The sequence below is a fragment of the Sphingomonas sp. P3_C6 genome (assembly GCF_056402595.1).
In genome coordinates, this window is record NZ_JBFUHB010000012.1 from 55,142 (window position 1) to 71,167 (window position 16,026).

A 16,026-nucleotide genomic window follows, 5' to 3' on the forward strand; every position below is an offset into this window, starting at 1 on the left:
CAGCAATAAGCCGGGCGGCGGCAGTTCGCCTCACGAAGAGGCAGGGCGGCGTGATGTGTCCTGGAAGGCGAGAAACGATGTTTCGTATTCTCAATACATTCTGATGTAGGAGATATTCTCTCTTGTCGGGATCATCGAGTTGCAGGTACCCGTTCCGTGTATTTCGATGTCCCGGCCGGTCGAATATGCCGTCAGCAACGCAGCCAGCAGCGCCTTGCCGCTGTCGCTGCTCGGATTTTCCAGCGACCAGAGATTTTCGGTCGCGCAGGCCGGCTTGGCGGTGCGAGTCCCCGACGCCTGGAAAGCGGATCCGTCAGTACCCGACGACACATAGACGTCGGTCACCTTGCCGGCCTGCACGCTCGCGGCGGCCGGCAAGGAGATCATCGAAATGAGAACCGCGCAAAGCGCCATGGAAATTTTCAAGATGCCCCCTTCACGTAATCCCCCAGACCGGACAGGGGCCCCGCGATCTGCATCCGGGCGGCCCCATTCCGACACTGATGTGCGCGGCTATGGCCGGACATCGAGACCGGCACCATCCTTCCGCACCGATCCGGTTCTATTTTCGATCGCGGCGCGTCGTCACATGGCTCGACCTGCCGCACTCTGCGCATTTTGTCGATTCCCGACGGAACAGATCACGCTCCCATACGTCTCAACGCCGCGAAAGAACCCTATCGGAAAGTGGTTGAAAATGCGCGAGAAGGCGCCGGCGGTGCCGGCTGAAGAACGGGACGAACCCTGGTATATCCAACGGGCAGAACAGGCGCTGGAACTGGCGCAACGGGCCGAGCACCCTGCGGTGGTGCGCGCGCATTATCTGATGGCTGAATCCTATCTCGAACGGGCAAACGATCCTGAGGATGGGCCTTCTTCGGCCGCGGCCTGACGGCCCTTTATCGTCCCAGCCCGGCCCGGCCGCGTCGCAGGCGCGGCTATGGCAGCCGATGTCCTCGCGTCTCGAGTGACAGCTGGAGTGCGCCAATCCTTAGGAGGGTAGCGGGGCGGCTTCGTTCCGATCGGACGATAAACCCTTACCCGGCTCAGCCCGTCCCGCCTGTCCAACGGCACGCCCGACCCGCAGGAACGCGCCTATCGGCCGACCGTTTCCCAACCCTAACCGGGAGACTCGGCTGTGCATCCACCTCGCAAGCTACCGACGATCGCGCACGATACTCGCTGCCCGATCCCGGCATTCCGATAAGCGATGTGGCGCCGCCTTCCCCCCTGGCGTGACCGCGAGCCCGCCCGCCCCGTCGTCGCTCCTCCGCCCGATCGCGAACGGCTCTTCTGCATGGGAGAGGCGCTTCGTTCCAGCTATGGCGGGGAAGAGGATGACAGCCTGGACGACCGGCTCGTCGCGCTGATGCTCGCGCTTTCGGTCGAGCCCGAGGAGGAGATGCAGGTGCCGGTCGAGGCCCGGCGGCGCTGACCGAAATTTTCGATCCAGGTTTTTTGCCCAGGTTTTTTGCAGCGACCCGGAACCACTCTGCCGATCATGGGTTATTATTATCGAAGCGGCACCGTGTCCCCCCTCGCGCCGCTTCAGATCTAGAACGCCCCGCCAGCTTCCCCCCCCTGCTGGCGGGGTTGTTCATGTCTGGGCCGTTTGCCTCAGGGAACGGCAGGCACCGCCGCCGTCGTCGTGGCCGCGACGCTGCCATGGAGCAGCGACCAGCCCGGCGGCAGATAATCGGTCGACATGTAGAAATAGAAGATGCAGCTGCCGTCCGCGCGGTAGCTCGCACCCTTGACGATACCGAAGGCGATGGTGCCGCTGAATACCGGCGCGCCGCTGTCCCCGCCGCGACAGGTGGGGCCGCTTGCCGTCACCCAGGTCGGCGTGCAGGCGCCGCCGCACAGATCCCCCGCCGGGGCGAAATCGACCAGCTCCACCTGCGAGCAGCTATAGCCCGTGGTCTCGCCGCGGTGGCAGACCATGTCGCCCGCTCGCGTGCTGGTGCGGTTGCGCCAGGTCGTCACCGGCCGCGCCTGCGTCTTGGCGGTATCGGCATAGAAGAGCGGGCGCAGCGCCTCGGGACTGACATTGACCTGCACGTCCTGAAAACCCCAGCCCCATTGGCCGATGAAGTCGAGCGGCGTCTCCTGCCGTGCCGGATCGACATAGGACAGCGTGTCCGGGCAATGCGCCGCGGTGGCCACGCCGGTGCGCGTGCCATCCGTCACGACGAAGCCGGTGGTGCAGGCATAGCGCCGCCCGTCGACCGGATTGACGCCGACCACGCGCGATCCGCCGCCCACGTCCATCGCGCCCGCACTGTTGGCGTCGCGGCCCATCAGCCTGACGCTCACCGGAACCCCGGCAAGGTCGGTCAGCTTCTGCCGCATCGCCGCCGTATCGACCGTATCGGCATCGGCATTGTTGACCAGCACCACCAGCTCGCCGGTGCGCGGATCAGCGCCCATGGCCGGCGGGTGCGGCAGGGCGGCGCGGATATCGGCCTGGTGCTTCTCGATCGCGGCGACGATCCGGTCGCGTGTCGCCGGCGCGCCCGTGTGGAAGGTGATCGGCACGGTGCGCCCGCCCGCGAACACCGCCTCGTCGGCGACCGGCTGATCCCCGGTCAGTAGCACGACGATGCGATATTCGGGATGATGCTCGATCGAGATGCCGGCGAGTCGATCCTTGTACAGCGCCGCCAGCCGGTCGGTCGCCGGGACCGATTCCTGCTGCGCGCGCAGGCGGAAGATCGCCTCGTCGAGCGATACGCCGTTCAGCCTGGCATATTCGCCTGCATCCTGTGCCAGCGCCTGGGCCGGGCTCTGCACCGGCACGGCGGCGGGCACGACCTGCGCCGGCGGGGCTGCGGTCGGCGTGGATGCCGGTATTTGGGCCGGCACCTGGGCAGGAGCCCGAGCGGCGGCGGGAGAAACGGAGAGGGTTGCCAGGACGGCGGCGATGGCGGCGCGAAGGGCGGCGCGAAGGGCGACGGGGCGCATGCTCATGATGATAAGGATGCCCCAATGCACCGGCGATGAATAGCGCGCCCGACTAGCGCCAGACCTTGCCCGGCACAACGCCGCCGCTATCGTACCCCGATCGACGCCCTTTGCCGCGGAGTTCCCCTGATGACCGACCTGCCACGCGAGACGGAAACATGGCGGGCGCCGGGGCGCACCCGCTATGCGCGCGGCGCCATCCTGCTGCACTGGGCGATCGCCGCCTGTTTTGCGATCCAGATCGGGCTCGGCTGGCGCATGGACGGGCCGCGCGGGCCGGAAACCTTCGCGGTGTTCCAGCTCCACAAGTCGGTCGGCATCACCATCCTGCTGTTGACGCTGGTCCGGCTCGGCTGGCGCATCGCCAATCCGCCGCCGCCCTTCCCGCCGACGATGAAGGTCTGGGAGAAGCGGCTCGCCCATATCGTCCATGTCACCTTCTATGTGCTGCTGCTCGGCCTGCCGCTGACCGGCTGGCTGATCGTCTCGGCTAGCAAGACGGCGATTCCGACGATGCTGTTCGGCACCATCCCCTGGCCGCATGTGCCCGGCGTGCCCGGCCTTGCCCCCGGCGCAAAAGCCGGTGTCGAGGAAGCCGCCGAATTCGGCCATCAGGCGCTGATCTACCTGTCCTATGCGGTGATCGCGCTGCATGTCGCAGGCGCGCTGAAGCACCAGTTTCTCGAGCGTGGCGGCGACATGGCGCGGATGATCCCAGTGCCGCACCGCGCGCTAGGCGCGACGGCGCTGGCCGCCATCGCCGCGATCATCGGGCTGACTGCCATTGCCAATACCGTGCGTCTTACCCCACTAGCGGCGCCGGCTCCTGTCGCCACGGCAGCGCCGGTCGCCGCGACATCTCCCACGGCCCTGCCCTCCCCCACGGCATCGCCCAGCGCCACACCGACACCCGAGGTGAGCCCGACGCCCGAGGCAAGCGCGACGCCGGTCGCGCCCTCGCGCTGGGCCGTGCGCCGCGCCGCCTCCTCGCTCGGGTTCGGCGCGAGCTGGTCGGAGGGGCCGGTCGAGGGCCGGTTCGGAACATGGGACGCGACGATCCTGTTCGATCCGGCTGCGCTCGACGCCTCGTCGGTCAAGGTGACGATCGACATGACGTCGGCCAAGACCAACAATGCCGATACGCAGGGCGCGCTGCCCGATGCGGACTGGTTCGCCGCCGCGACCCACCCGACCGCGACCTTCACCGCCACCCGTTTCCGCCACCGATCGGGCGACCGCTACGAAGCGATCGGTACGCTGGCGATCCGCGGCGTATCCCGGCCGCTGACCCTGCCCTTCACCCTCAAGATCGACGGCGATGTCGCGACGATGAGCGGATCGGCGACGATCGACCGGACGACCTTCGGCGTCGGCCAGGGTGAATGGGCGGCCACCACCGATGTAAAGGCCGGGGTGACGATCACCGTCGCGATCAAGGCCGACCGGAAATAGCGCAGCCGAGCGGCTTGCTCATATGCACGGCGATGGCGCCGGGGAACGCCTCCTCGCCGTCGATGCCGTAGCCGAGGCGGGCATAGAGGCGCTGGTTCGCCTCCATCAGCTTGTTGGTGAACAGCCTGATGCGTCCGCAGCCGGCCGCCACCGCCAGCGCCTCGGCATGGGCGAGCAGGTGGCGGCCAAGCCCCCGCCCCTGAAAGGCGGGGGCGACCGCGACATTCTCGACCAGCAGGCAATCGGGTTCCTCGATCGTCTCGATCAGCGCGGCCAGGGTGTCGCCGAGATACAGCAGGTCGATGCGGTGATCGCGCACCGCCTTGTCATAATCGGCAGTCATCGGCCGCGGCTCCCGGCCGATGAGCGGCACCCATTTCGCATAGGCAGCGCGTACAAAGGCGCGGATCGTGGCGGCGTCGGCCGCTTCGGCGCGGCGGAGGGTCGGTTCTTCGCTCATCGGGATATCATGTCGCGGGTGGCGGGCTGGCGCTACCGGCCATGCGGCATTCCGATCTTTTTCCGAGGACGCGGCTCTCCGAAAAAACCACGGGGATGGCGTCGATCGCTTGGATTTTCGAGGGCGACAAGCCCTGGGCCAGGGAGCGCCTGCCGAGACATGATGGTGCAATCCACACCATCGTGGCGGAGGCTTTGCCCCGATTGACGGCGACCCGGCCCCTTACCCGGACACCGCCGGCGGTTTCTCCATGGCGGTCCCGGTGTTTGCCGTCAGGTTGATATCGACGGTCGATAGTGTTCCGCTCGGGTGTGGCCCGATCTGGAACGACCCGCCGAGCAGTGCGGCGCGACGGGCGGTGTTGAGCAAGCCGTTGCCCCACTCGCGTGCCGGGTCGAAACCGATCCCGTCATCGGTAATGCGAAACGCAAGGCGCTCCCCCTGGCCGGTCGCTTCCAGCGTGACGCAGCGGGCGCTTGAATGCCGCACGATGTTGCTGGTGATCTCGCGCAGGATCGACATCAGATGCCGCGCCGAAGCCTGATCGATGGTACGGGTGGTGCAGGCCAGGGTCGTGATTGGCCAGACCAGCGCGATACCGTGCGCCTCCAGCCGGTTGCTCATCTCGAAGCGCATGTCTGCGATCACGTCCTCAAGCAGGCAATTCATTCCCGTACCGCCGAAAACGATCGCACGAATCTCCGCCATCGCCTCGCGGATGTCGGTGCGCATCATGGCCGGGTCTTCGCGATGCAGGCTGGTGAGCAGCCGCGCGCTGACATCGTCATGCAGGTCGCGGACGATGCGCGCGCGTTCGTTGGCGGTGCCGCGCACATATGCATCGCGCGCATCCATCAGGGCGTCGGTCACGGCGATCATTTCGTGCAGCTGGTCAAGGTCGATTCCATCGAAGTCGCGTTGTCCGCGCTGGGCATAGCGCAAGACCATCCCGGGTACGTCGCCGACCGGTGGCACGCGCAGCGCGGCGCGATTCTCGTGCAGGGCCGGTTTCGCGACCGGGTCCGGGTCCGGCCCGGCCTCGAGCGGATCGAACAAGGCGGTCAGCGCGGCGAGCCAGCGTTGCGCGCGGACCTCCGGCGTGACGGCGAAGACCATCTCGCTCGCGCGCCGCAGGCTGCGTTGCTCGGCGCGGTGGCGCCTGCGGTCGGCCCGCCGTGTGATCGACTGCCGCAACGGCAGATAGACGATGCCTACCGTCACGATCGCGATCGGCAGAGCGATGCCGTCGGATCGCGCCGCCAGCCCGAGGATCGCAAGGTCGACGCCCGTTATCGCGATCGCCGCACACACCGACAGGAGCAATCCCGGCACCCAGCCATCGACCGTGAAGAGGCGCGTTCGCGCGATGGCGGCGCCCAGCCCCGCGTAAATGACGAGCAACAGGGGCAGGCCGATCGCCTCGCTGATCAGCGGCGCGCCGCTCACCAGCATGGGCAGGATGATCATCCCCACGAACAAGGCGGAGGACAGCAGCGCCGAGGACCCGATCAGCCGCATCGCCGCCGATCCGACCGGGTCGCTGCGCACCGCCCAGATCTGTCCGAGCACCAGCAGCACAAACACGATGAACTCTACGACAATCGATGCGAACAGGGTGGCGATCGGATCCGGGGTCAGGTCGGCCACGTCCGCCACCGTCAGTGCGACGGCCGCTGCGCCGATCGCCCACATCCAGCGCTGGCGCACGCGCGGTGTCGGGAAACGGCAGAACAGCATCAGGATCGCGGCGGCGAAGATCTGGACGCAGGCATGGTTGATCAGCATCAGATCGTGATAGGTCCGGCCGAGCAGCAGGGGGTCGTTGCCGGCGGCCAGCGTGCAACCGATCCCGAACAGGCCCAGGCTCATCACCGCGAAGGTCCGTGCCGCGTTGTTGCGTGGTCGCAGGACGAGAATCCACAGGCCGCACACCAACCCTGCGAACCCGGTGAAGATCGCCGCCCAGAAACCGACGGTCAGATCGGCGAGCGTGCGGGCGCGGGTGACGCCGGTGATGGCCCTGCCGTCGGCGAAGCGCAGCGTTACCGGCCCATCGAGAAAGGCACGCGCGATCGCCTCGCGCTTCGCCCACCAGGCACGCTTTTCCGCGCGACCACCCGAGGAGACGATACCGTCGAGCAGCGTATCCGCGTGCAGCGCTATCGGCGGCCCTCGTGCCGGGATCAGGACCAGCGGCAGATCGTGCGGCAGCCTGATCGCGACGTCATTGTACCGTAGCGTCAGGCGCGACGTGTCGAAGCGCTCGACCTTGATATTCGCGATCGGCAGCGCAAGCGCGGTGAGCAACACGATCGCGATCACGACCAGCGACAGCAACGCCAGTTCGAGCAGCCGCTGGCGCGGCCGGCCGATCGGTCGATCCGTCGGTGCGATGGTATCCCCCCCCATGGCGCAAGTCTGGCGCGGCATGCACAGCTTGTCCATCAACCAGTCACGCCACCGGCACGTCGGTCATGGCGCATCCGACCATGATGACGCCGGCCGGAAGGGCACCGCTATCGTATCGCGGCCAGTGACTCGATCAGGCGGGTGTTGGAGAGCGTCGCTGCCTTTATCGCGCCCTCCTCATAGCGGCCGGGTGTCGCGGTGAAGGTATAGGTGCGGCTCTTGCCGAACTTGAGCCCACCCAGGCCGCCGACCGCGGCGAGGCCGCCGAGCACGTTGCCGGCTGTCTGGAGCGTCTTGTCCTTGGTGGTGTCGGCCATCGTGGCAAGGTCTCCCTCGACCGCGACCGGGGTGTTGAGGGTGAAGCTGGCAACCTTGCCGCCGGTCGTGACGATGCTCATGCGCGAGCGGTCGTCGACCACCGACACGCCGGTGCTGACCTTTATGCTGCCAAGGCTGAACGCACCCGGGCGCTTCACGTTGGAGAAGTCGATCAGATAGACCACGTCGATCACCGCCTGGCCGCTCGCCTTGGCATGCTCGGCCATGCCGTACTGGGTGTTGCCGCTACGCATCGTCATGCCCATGCCGCTGAAGCCGGTCGATTCGAAGTCGCCGGGCAGCATCACGATGCCGGGCAGCGCGGAGGGCTTGTAATAGCTGGCCTTGCCCGAACTCTTCTTCTCGAGCACGACGCTGGCCTGGAACGGCGCTGCCTCAGTCTTCACGCGGGCGAAGGCCGGGCTGGCATAGAGCGCCGCGCTGTCGGCTACCGTGAACCCGTTGGCTTCCAGCTGCGCCCTGAAGTCGGCATAGGCGGCATCGGTGATCTCCTGCATCATCTGGGGCGTCACCCCGACAAGCACGCTCTTGGCGCGACTGACGCCCCCAAACGCGCCGATCATCCCACCCTGTGCCTTGCCGCTGTCGACCGATTCGAAGATGAAGCCGACGTTGAAGGCGCCGATCACCACGCTCTGCGTGCCGCGCACCGCTTGCGCAGAGGCGATCTTGACCGGCTGGTCCTCGTCGCGCGCATGCGCCGGAACGGCCAGCAACATGACAGTGAAGGGGATGGCCGACAGGGCCGTTAGGCTTCTGCACATTGTCGTTCTCCAGGTTGGGTGGATGAGGTCAGCGGGCGAACACTGCGGCACCGGTGATGTCCCCCGCGCTGGTGGCGCCGGTCGGCAGCAGATAGGTCATGCCGGCATGGCTCGCGCCGTCGCCTGCCAGGAAGCCATAGGCACGGCCCTGAAGGCCGTTGGCGACCGCCGAGGAGCCGATCCAGCGGCCATCGGTACCGAGCGTGACCGATGGCGCGGCGAGGCCACCGGCCGAGTTGAAGACGTAGTTGGTCCCACCGAGCGCGATGGTCGATTCCCAGCCGACCTTCATCGCCGCGAACGAGACGGCGACCGACCCGGTGAAGCTCCCCGGCGCGACCGATCCGTCGCCGATCGTCGGTTTCGTCGCACCGACCAGGGCATAGGTCGCCGATCCGCTGGTCGGCAGGTTGGTGACGGGTACACCCCATGCACTGTGCAGGCCCTGATTGGCGGTCAGCTTCAGCGGCACATTGTTGGCGATCGCGGTGCCGCCGCTCCATCGGCTCCAACCGACCACACCGGCCGCACCGCCGAACTCGGCGATGATGGTGTCGTTCTTGCTGTAGATCTGCGCGCTGGTGGTCGAGGCGCTGGCGAGTTGGCCGTCGGGCGCGGTGGCGACCGCCGCGGTGATCGCCGAGCGGTTGTTGGCCGGCCCCTGCGCCGAATAGACCAGTGCCGTCCCCGATGGCGCGGTGCCGGTGCCGATCGGTGTGACGACGACCGGAGCTGCGTCGCGCTTGAATGCAGCGGCGCCGCTGAGCGATGTCCTCAGGCCGGCCGAGCCGGATTCGGAAATCAGATAGTCGAAGCCGAGGTGTGATGCGCCCGCGCCTGCGAGCACGCCAATCACGCCGGCGTGGCATGTACCGGTCGGGCACGCCGCGCCGGTGCCGGTGGTCGGAATGCCGGCGCCGAAATAGGAGAAGGCGCCGTTCCCGATCGTGACGTCGCTGCTCGACGGCGTGGCGACGCCGCCGCTGGTCGTGCTACGATAGGCGACCCCGCCGATCGTGACGGTGAAGTCGAGTCCGAGCCTTGCCTGCGTACCGAATGCAACCGCTGCGCTGCCGGTGAGCGTGCCGGGGGCGAGCGAGCCGTCGACGATCGTCGGTTTGGTGGCGCCGGCAAGCACATAGGTGGCGGTGCCACTGGTCGGGATCGCGGTGGCGGGCGTGCCATAGACGAAGTGCCAGCCCTGGTTCGCCGCGAGCGTGGACGGCGACGACCCGTTGAAATCGCCCGCCGGGGTACCACCCGCCCAGCGCGACCAGAAGATCACATCGTCCGCGCTGCCGCTTTCACCGCCGGTCGCGGTGCCGCGCTGAGGGCTCTCTGACGTGGTCGAGTTGGTGCGATAGGCGGCGAGGCCCGTCGCGTCGGTGACAGTCGTCGAAAGGCCAGCGCTGGTGATGACGTTCTTCGGATCGACCCGGATGACGAACTGGCCGGTGCGGCGTGTGCCGGTCACCTGGTCGAAGGTCAGCACTGGCGGCGGTGGCGTGACGGCGATCGTGCCGCTGCGTCCGAGCACCGCTGCGCCGTTGAGCAAGGCACTGCCCGCCGCCACCACGCTATAGCCCATGCCGAAGGTCTCGGCGGCATTGCCTCCAGCGATGAAATTGGCGTTGAACGAACAGGTCGCGGTGCACAGCGTGCCGCTGCTCGCAGTCACCGGGGCGACGCCGTACAAGCCGAAGCGCGGATTGGAATTGTCGACGTTCGCCAGCCCGGGCGCAGCACTGCCGCCGCTGGTGGTGAAACTGACCGAGGACGCCACGCCGCCCGCGACGATGTCGAGCTTGCCGTCATAACCGAATTTCGGTGTCGCTCCGAACGACACGCCCAGGTTGAGCGCGAGCGTACTGCTGGTAACGGCCGATGGGTTGGCGCCGGTCAGCGTGGGGGTGGTCGCGGCGAGAACGGTGTAGAGCACACCACCACTGGTCGGCAGATTGGTCAGCGGCGCCTGCAGCGCGAAATGGACACCGCCATTCGCGCCGAAGGTCTGCGTCGTCGTGCCAGAGACGAAGGTACCGCCGGCAAAGCGGCCGAGTGCCCAGCCGGTCCCGCTGCTATAGTCGGTCAGCGTCGCGGTGCCGGGCCCGCCATAGAAGCCGAGATTGACCGGGCGCCCCTGCGCATCGATGCCAATCGCCAGGACATTGGTGTCGGACGGACCACCCGAATAGAGCCCCGATGGAGCGACGCCGAACGAGCTTGTCGGCGTGGGTGTTGGCGTTGGAGTGGGCGTGGGCGTGGGCGTGGGAGTTGGTGTCGGTGTCGGTGTCGGTGTGGGAGTCGGTGTGGGAGTCGGTGTCGGTGTCGGTGTCGGTGTGGGAGTTGGTGTCGGTGTGGGAGTTGGGGTGGGCGTTGGGGTGGGCGTTGGGGTGGGCATGTCCTTCGGTACGAACGCACCCGAAACCTTGACCGGGATCGCCGGGTTCTGCGTCAGCGCCAGTCCGTTGCTGCCGAACAGGTTGGCGATCAGCGCTGCATTGCTCAGGACTTGTGCGACCGTGGTCGGCTGGTCGATCAGCGTACCCGAATCCAAGCTCACCGGCTGTGCCCCGGCGGTCACCACCGACCGCGGTGCGGCGCCGGCCAGCGCTGCGAAAGCGCGACCATTGGGAAAGCTCTGCGTCTGGCCGCCGGAGGTGGCCAGCACCCGGCCCGCCAGTGCGAAGCCTCTGATGTCGCCCGACGGGGCGATGCGAAGCCCGGCCACCGACCCCTGGCTCGGCAGCGTCACGCTGCTGCCGCGAGGCGTCAGGATCGTCAGCGGCGCGTTGCCGAAGCCGGCGGTCATCGTGCCCGCCGCGACGATCAGCCGCCCCTGGCCGTCGATGCTGAACGTCGCATCGCCGACAAAGGAGACGATCGCGCCATTGTCCATGCGCAACTCGGTCAGGCCTCCCGAGACTGTCATCGGCCCGGTGACATCGCTGGCCTTGAGCCGCACGCCATCGACCGAAGCGGTCGAAAAGATGATCCGCGGTGCCGCCAGAAGCGGCGTGGCGAGCGCCAGCGACGATACGGTCGCGAGAATCCGCAAGGCAGTGGAGGTCATCGGTCTTCCCTTCAGAATTCGAAGCGGATGCCGGCCGAGCCGGTTACGCGGGTATAGTCATACAGCTCTATGTTACTGAAATTGCGCGTTAATGTGACACGCGGTCGCAGGCTGACGCCGCTGCCAAGGGCAACCCGCAAGCCCAGCGTCGCGTCGAGCTGGGTGTCGACGCGCCCCTTCAGAAACAGCGGCTCGGTGCCGAGATAATCGCGATGCTCGACGCTGCCGCCCGCCAGCAGCGCAACGTTGGCGGCAATGGGGTGCTCGGTCCCCGCCTGCAGCGCGGCAAACCAGTAGCCAAGGTTGCGCGCACCGCTGCGCACGGTCCGCTCCGTGCCGCCACCGAGCGCCGCGAAGCTCGTTCGGTCGGCATAGGTCAGCGTCGCGGCGTAGCGATTGGCATCGCGCAACGGGTTGTTGTCATAGTTGAAGCGGTAATATTGCACCTGGGCGGATACGGCGCGGCCCCCGGCAAGGCGCGTCGTGTATTGCGCTATGCCGCCGATGCTGGTCCGGTAGCCGGAGCGGCCGAGCCAGAAGCGCTGCGCCTGACCCGACAGCGAGAACACGTCGGTATTGGCCAGGGCGTGGCTGATCCCCGCAGTACCGGTCACACCGGCCTGGTCGAACAGATCGCTTTGGAAATTGTCGCGCCACGAGCCGAGCACCGAAGCATAGATCCGGTCCTGCCGTGACACCCCGGTCGAGCCGCTGAGCCCGGCCTGAAGCTGGTAATACCCATCGTGCATCCGCGTCGCGGGCCCGGTCAGCGCCGCCGGCCCCAGAAAGGCGAAGATCGGCAGCGTGATCGACGAGAGCCCGGTGGCGGTGTTGACGTTGCCGTCATAGCCCGCTTCGCCATCGACGAACCCGGTGACGTCGTCGTCGCCGCCATGGATGCGCTTGTCATAGTCGCGTACCAGCCGGCCGAGCCGTTGGCGGACCGGGTCGGGCACGGTCGGGTCGCTGTTGACGGTATCGAACTCGGCCCGCGCGGTATCGATGTCGCCGGCGAGCGCATAGACGCGGGCGATCTCGGCCCGGGCCTGGGCGTTATCGGGTTGCACCGCCAGCACGCGCTGCAGCGCGGTGATCGCGTCGGCGTAGCGCCCGGTGTCGGCGGCGGTGAGGCCGAGCAGATAGTCGAAATCGGGCCGGCCGGCATGGGCATCGGCCTCCGGCGCGAGCAGGCGATACGCTGCTTCGGACTTCCCCTCCGCTTGCAGGGCCATGGCCTGCTGGATGCGCGGATCGGCCTGCGCAGCGGCTGGACTGGCGCTCGCGGTAACAAGCACGAGCACGACGCAAGACACCATGGACGTTGAGAAAAACCGCAAGATATCACTCCCCCGCAAACCTGGCGCTTCCCTCGCAACTGCGGGGCGAAGCGGAAATCCCCCGTTCAGGGTATCGGGCCTTGATCGACACGCGTGGTGGGTGCGTTATGTAGGGCGTGGGAGGGGCAACCGGATGATCGGCAACATGCAGCGCGCAGGAGGTCTTGGCGGTCTGCGCTGGCCGGCAGAGGCGCCGTTCGAGCGGCCCGGAATGCTTCTCCCCAGAAATGGGGATGGGGCTCAGGTCGGCGACGCGCTAGCCGTGTCGCGGTGAGCAGCGCCGCCCCCCGCAACTACCTCGTGGTTGAAGACATCGCGCAGACCCGCGCCTGGCTGGTGTCGACCATCGCCGAAACCTTTGGCGCCGTGGCGTACGGCGCCGGGACGCTCAAGGAAGCCCGTGCCTGGTTGCAGCAGCGCCGGTTGGGCGTACCGTTCCTCGCATTGGTCGATCTGGGGTTGCCCGACGGCAATGGTATCGAGCTTATCGAAGAGATCATGGCCGACGATCCTGACGCGATCGTCGTCGTCACGACCATCTACGAAGATGACGAATGGCTGATGCGGGCGCTGGGCGCGGGCGCGCAGGGCTATCTGCTAAAGGATCAGGATGGTTCCGCGATCGCGCGGCGTCTCGCTTCGATCGAGCATGGCGAAGTGCCTATCTCACCAGCCATTGCCCGGCGTCTGCTGCATCGCTTTCGGACCGACGAGCCAAGCCAGGCAAGCATCTCGACACGCGAAACCGAAGTCTTGCGGCTGATCGGCCGCGGCTTGAAGTCGGGAGAAGTCGCGGGTGTGCTCGGGATCAGCCAGCAAACGGTGACGACCCACGTCAAAGCGATTTACCGCAAGTTGGAAATAACGTCGCGCGCTGAAGCTGCTCTCGAAGCGCGGAAACGAGGACTGACGTAAGCCGTCGGGCTGGCCCTGTCGGCGCGTCCGCAGGATCTTCAAAGGCCGCCGGCCGGGAACGGCGCGAACGCGACACCAGGAACTGGATCATGTGTCACCTGTCGCCGGGAACGGAGGCCTGGGAACGCGACGCACAAACGACGGGTCCGTAACGATTATTTTGTGCCGCGTTCGACCTTGGCGCGAGTGACGCGCGTAGCGCGTTGAGAAACTCCAATGCTCCACTCGCCCGACCAGATGCACGGCCGGCCAGAATTATAACCACATCGGTGGAACCCGATCATTCGGCCCGTGTTTGCGTCGGGCCATCAACCAATTGGAAGAATGCGATGTCGCCATTTGTTACGAAACTTGCCCCCGCCGCCGTGATCATGGTTGGTGCGCTTGGCCTGGGTGGCTGCGCCACCAAGGGATATGTGCGCGACCAGATCGCCCCGGTGAGCCAGCGCGTCGATGCACTTGAGTCACGCCTGACGGAAACCGACGGCACCGCGAAGTCGGCCCTGTCGCAGGCACAGGCAGCATCCGGCCAGGCACAGGCCAACGGCCAGCGCCTGGATCAGCTCAACGCCCGCGTGGACGGTATCGAGCAGCGCATGCAGGAAAATCAGCGGAAGCGGCCGCGCAATTGACGCGGCGGTCCGGCAGCATATGCTGATCGGACCGTGATTCTCCTTGCCGGCCCTGTCCCGGGGCCGACCCGTTTTCTGTCGAGCGCCTCTAGCGATGATCAACATGCTTCTGGCGCTTGCCGGGCTGACACTGACCGTTCCCGCACCTGCACAGGCTGCGGGGGCAGGCCAGTCTGCTGGAGTTCGGCCGGCTGCAGCCCAGTCGGCTGAACCCGCGCTGGCGCCGGCGGGGAAAACGGACAGCGACGATGAACTGGTCCAGTCGGCGGCCGCGATGCGCGTCGCCGACTGGATCGCCTCATCTGGTGACAATGCGTCCCTGCCCTATGTCATCGTTGACAAGAATGGCGCCGCGCTCTTCGTCTATGATGCGAAAGGGAAACCGCTCGCCAAGGGGCCGGTCCTGATCGGCGTTGCGGTCGGAGACGAGGCGACGCCCGGCATCGGCAGCAAGAATCTTGCCGAGATCGGCCCGGCCGAGAAGACCACCCCGGCCGGTCGTTTCCTCGCGAAGTTCGGCCTGGCGGCCGGTAAGCAGAAGGTGCTTTGGGTCGATTACGCCACGTCGGTGGCGCTCCACCCGATCCCGCCGGGCGCAAACAAGAAAGAGCATCGCCGCGATCGCATGCTGTCGCCGACCCCGGACGACAATCGCATCACCTTCGGGTGCATCAACGTTCCGATTGCCATTTATAACAAGACCGTGCGGCCGCTGTTCCTGAAGAAGGGCGGATATGTCTATGTCCTGCCCGACACCAAGCCGATCGAGGAGGTTTTCCCCCGGCTGCTGATCACCGGTGCCGCGGGTGGCGGAGCGCAGTGATCCTGGGCCTATAGTCGACGCCGCCGCAGCGGGCGCGTTGCTGCCAGTCGGACCATCCCCCCTGCTGCGCGAGGGAAACCAGCCCACATTACCCGATCGGCGTGGTGCAGGCGATGCGCGCGATCATCGAGGATCTGCGCGCCGGGTTACTGCCCGGCGGTCTTCTCGTAAGCGTCGAGCGCCTGGCGGTCGGTATTCGAGACGAACTCGCAAGCGAGCAGCGTCTTGCCCGGCAGGGCGGCGCTTTCGCGCGCGACGACCGATATCGTACCTGCCTCCAGCCCGACCTCGGACGCGCCGGATAGGGTGCGCGAATATCCCCTGGTCGAGGTGCCGAGGATCGTGGAGCGCTCCGGTTTCAGCTGGTAGCGCTCCGCGAGCTGATCGGCCACCTGGCCCTGGATGAGCACACCGATGCTGGTCGATGCGAACACGACCTCGTTGCTGCTGAACCCGTCTTGCCCGATCGCGTCGGGTAGCTTGTAGATGGCAGCGCCGAGCACGGAGGTGTCCGGCTTGGCGCGCTTCTCCGCCGCTTCGTACAATGCCGTCGCCGTGTCGGTGGTGTAGGGCGGCTTGCACAATGCGGCCTCATAAAAGGCAGGCGCCCCCACCTTGTCGGCAGCCTGGGCCGGCAGGCTGGAGATCGATGCTGCGGCCAGCAGGACGAACCGCAAAGCGGAGGGGCGAAGCTTGAAACCGGGGTTCATCTGCGGGCGGCTGCCATGTGCCGCGACGCTTTACAACCCTCGGTGACGGCATTGTTCCTGCAATGATCGCCGGCCGACCAGCTCGCGCGGAATACGACGGCCTTCGAACAAAAATGGCCGCCCCTGCCTCCCTTGATGACATGATCGC

14 protein-coding genes are annotated in these 16,026 nt (G+C 66.9%); 6 read left to right on the plus strand and 8 right to left on the minus strand.

Translation table 11 applies throughout. The features are described from left to right. Positions 1–90 precede the first annotated feature (90 nt). A complete protein-coding gene (locus AC1DT7_RS13365) occupies positions 91–426 on the minus strand; it encodes a hypothetical protein (protein ID WP_478036495.1) in 336 nt (111 codons plus the stop codon). Positions 427–697: 271 nt separating this feature from the next. Here AC1DT7_RS13365 and AC1DT7_RS13370 point away from each other — a divergent pair, with 271 nt between their 5' ends. Together AC1DT7_RS13370 and AC1DT7_RS13375 are read left to right on the plus strand one after the other, a co-directional pair. Further along, positions 698–892, plus strand: a complete 195-nt coding sequence (locus tag AC1DT7_RS13370; RefSeq protein WP_478036496.1) for a hypothetical protein — start codon at positions 698–700, stop codon at positions 890–892. Between the two features lie 405 nt (positions 893–1,297). After that, on the plus strand, positions 1,298–1,435 hold the full coding sequence (locus AC1DT7_RS13375; protein ID WP_478036497.1) for a hypothetical protein: 138 nt from the start codon (positions 1,298–1,300) through the stop codon (positions 1,433–1,435). Positions 1,436–1,617: 182 nt separating this feature from the next. Here AC1DT7_RS13375 and AC1DT7_RS13380 read toward each other — a convergent pair whose 3' ends face one another. Further along, positions 1,618–2,970, minus strand: coding sequence for a chymotrypsin family serine protease (locus tag AC1DT7_RS13380; RefSeq protein WP_478036498.1), 1,353 nt, complete (start codon positions 2,968–2,970; stop codon positions 1,618–1,620). 123 nt (positions 2,971–3,093) lie between these two features. On the opposite strand from AC1DT7_RS13380, the gene AC1DT7_RS13385 reads away from it, so the two are divergent. Continuing rightward, positions 3,094–4,416, plus strand: coding sequence for a YceI family protein (locus tag AC1DT7_RS13385; protein WP_478036499.1), 1,323 nt, complete (start codon positions 3,094–3,096; stop codon positions 4,414–4,416). Here the strand turns inward: AC1DT7_RS13385 and AC1DT7_RS13390 are convergent. From AC1DT7_RS13390 to AC1DT7_RS13410, 5 genes are all read right to left on the minus strand, one after another. Continuing rightward, positions 4,397–4,876, minus strand: coding sequence for a GNAT family N-acetyltransferase (locus AC1DT7_RS13390; protein WP_478036500.1), 480 nt, complete (start codon positions 4,874–4,876; stop codon positions 4,397–4,399). The genes AC1DT7_RS13385 and AC1DT7_RS13390 overlap by 20 nt on opposite strands. 222 nt (positions 4,877–5,098) lie before the next feature. Beyond that, entirely contained in the window at positions 5,099–7,306 is a 2,208-nt protein-coding gene (locus tag AC1DT7_RS13395; protein ID WP_478036501.1) for a sensor histidine kinase, read from the minus strand. Positions 7,307–7,392: 86 nt separating this feature from the next. Then, on the minus strand, positions 7,393–8,388 hold the full coding sequence (locus tag AC1DT7_RS13400; protein ID WP_478036502.1) for a hypothetical protein: 996 nt from the start codon (positions 8,386–8,388) through the stop codon (positions 7,393–7,395). Positions 8,389–8,416: 28 nt separating this feature from the next. Then, complete coding sequence (locus AC1DT7_RS13405; protein ID WP_478036503.1) at positions 8,417–11,461, minus strand: beta strand repeat-containing protein; 3,045 nt, start codon at positions 11,459–11,461, stop codon at positions 8,417–8,419. Positions 11,462–11,472: 11 nt separating this feature from the next. After that, positions 11,473–12,762 (minus strand): tetratricopeptide repeat protein, encoded by a 1,290-nt coding sequence (locus AC1DT7_RS13410; protein ID WP_478036504.1) that lies wholly within the window; start codon positions 12,760–12,762, stop codon positions 11,473–11,475. A gap of 306 nt (positions 12,763–13,068) precedes the next feature. Between AC1DT7_RS13410 and AC1DT7_RS13415 the strand changes: the two genes are divergently transcribed. From AC1DT7_RS13415 to AC1DT7_RS13425, 3 genes are all read left to right on the plus strand, one after another. Next, positions 13,069–13,713, plus strand: a complete 645-nt coding sequence (locus tag AC1DT7_RS13415) for a LuxR C-terminal-related transcriptional regulator (protein ID WP_478036505.1) — start codon at positions 13,069–13,071, stop codon at positions 13,711–13,713. 329 nt (positions 13,714–14,042) lie between these two features. After that, the gene (locus tag AC1DT7_RS13420; protein WP_478036507.1) at positions 14,043–14,345 is read left to right on the plus strand and encodes a hypothetical protein; all 303 of its coding nucleotides are present in this window, start codon (positions 14,043–14,045) and stop codon (positions 14,343–14,345) included. Positions 14,346–14,448: 103 nt separating this feature from the next. Further along, a complete protein-coding gene (locus tag AC1DT7_RS13425; protein WP_478036567.1) occupies positions 14,449–15,168 on the plus strand; it encodes a hypothetical protein in 720 nt (239 codons plus the stop codon). Positions 15,169–15,314: 146 nt separating this feature from the next. Here AC1DT7_RS13425 and AC1DT7_RS13430 read toward each other — a convergent pair whose 3' ends face one another. Beyond that, entirely contained in the window at positions 15,315–15,878 is a 564-nt protein-coding gene (locus AC1DT7_RS13430) for a hypothetical protein (RefSeq protein ID WP_478036508.1), read from the minus strand. Between the last annotated feature and the right edge of the window lie 148 nt (positions 15,879–16,026).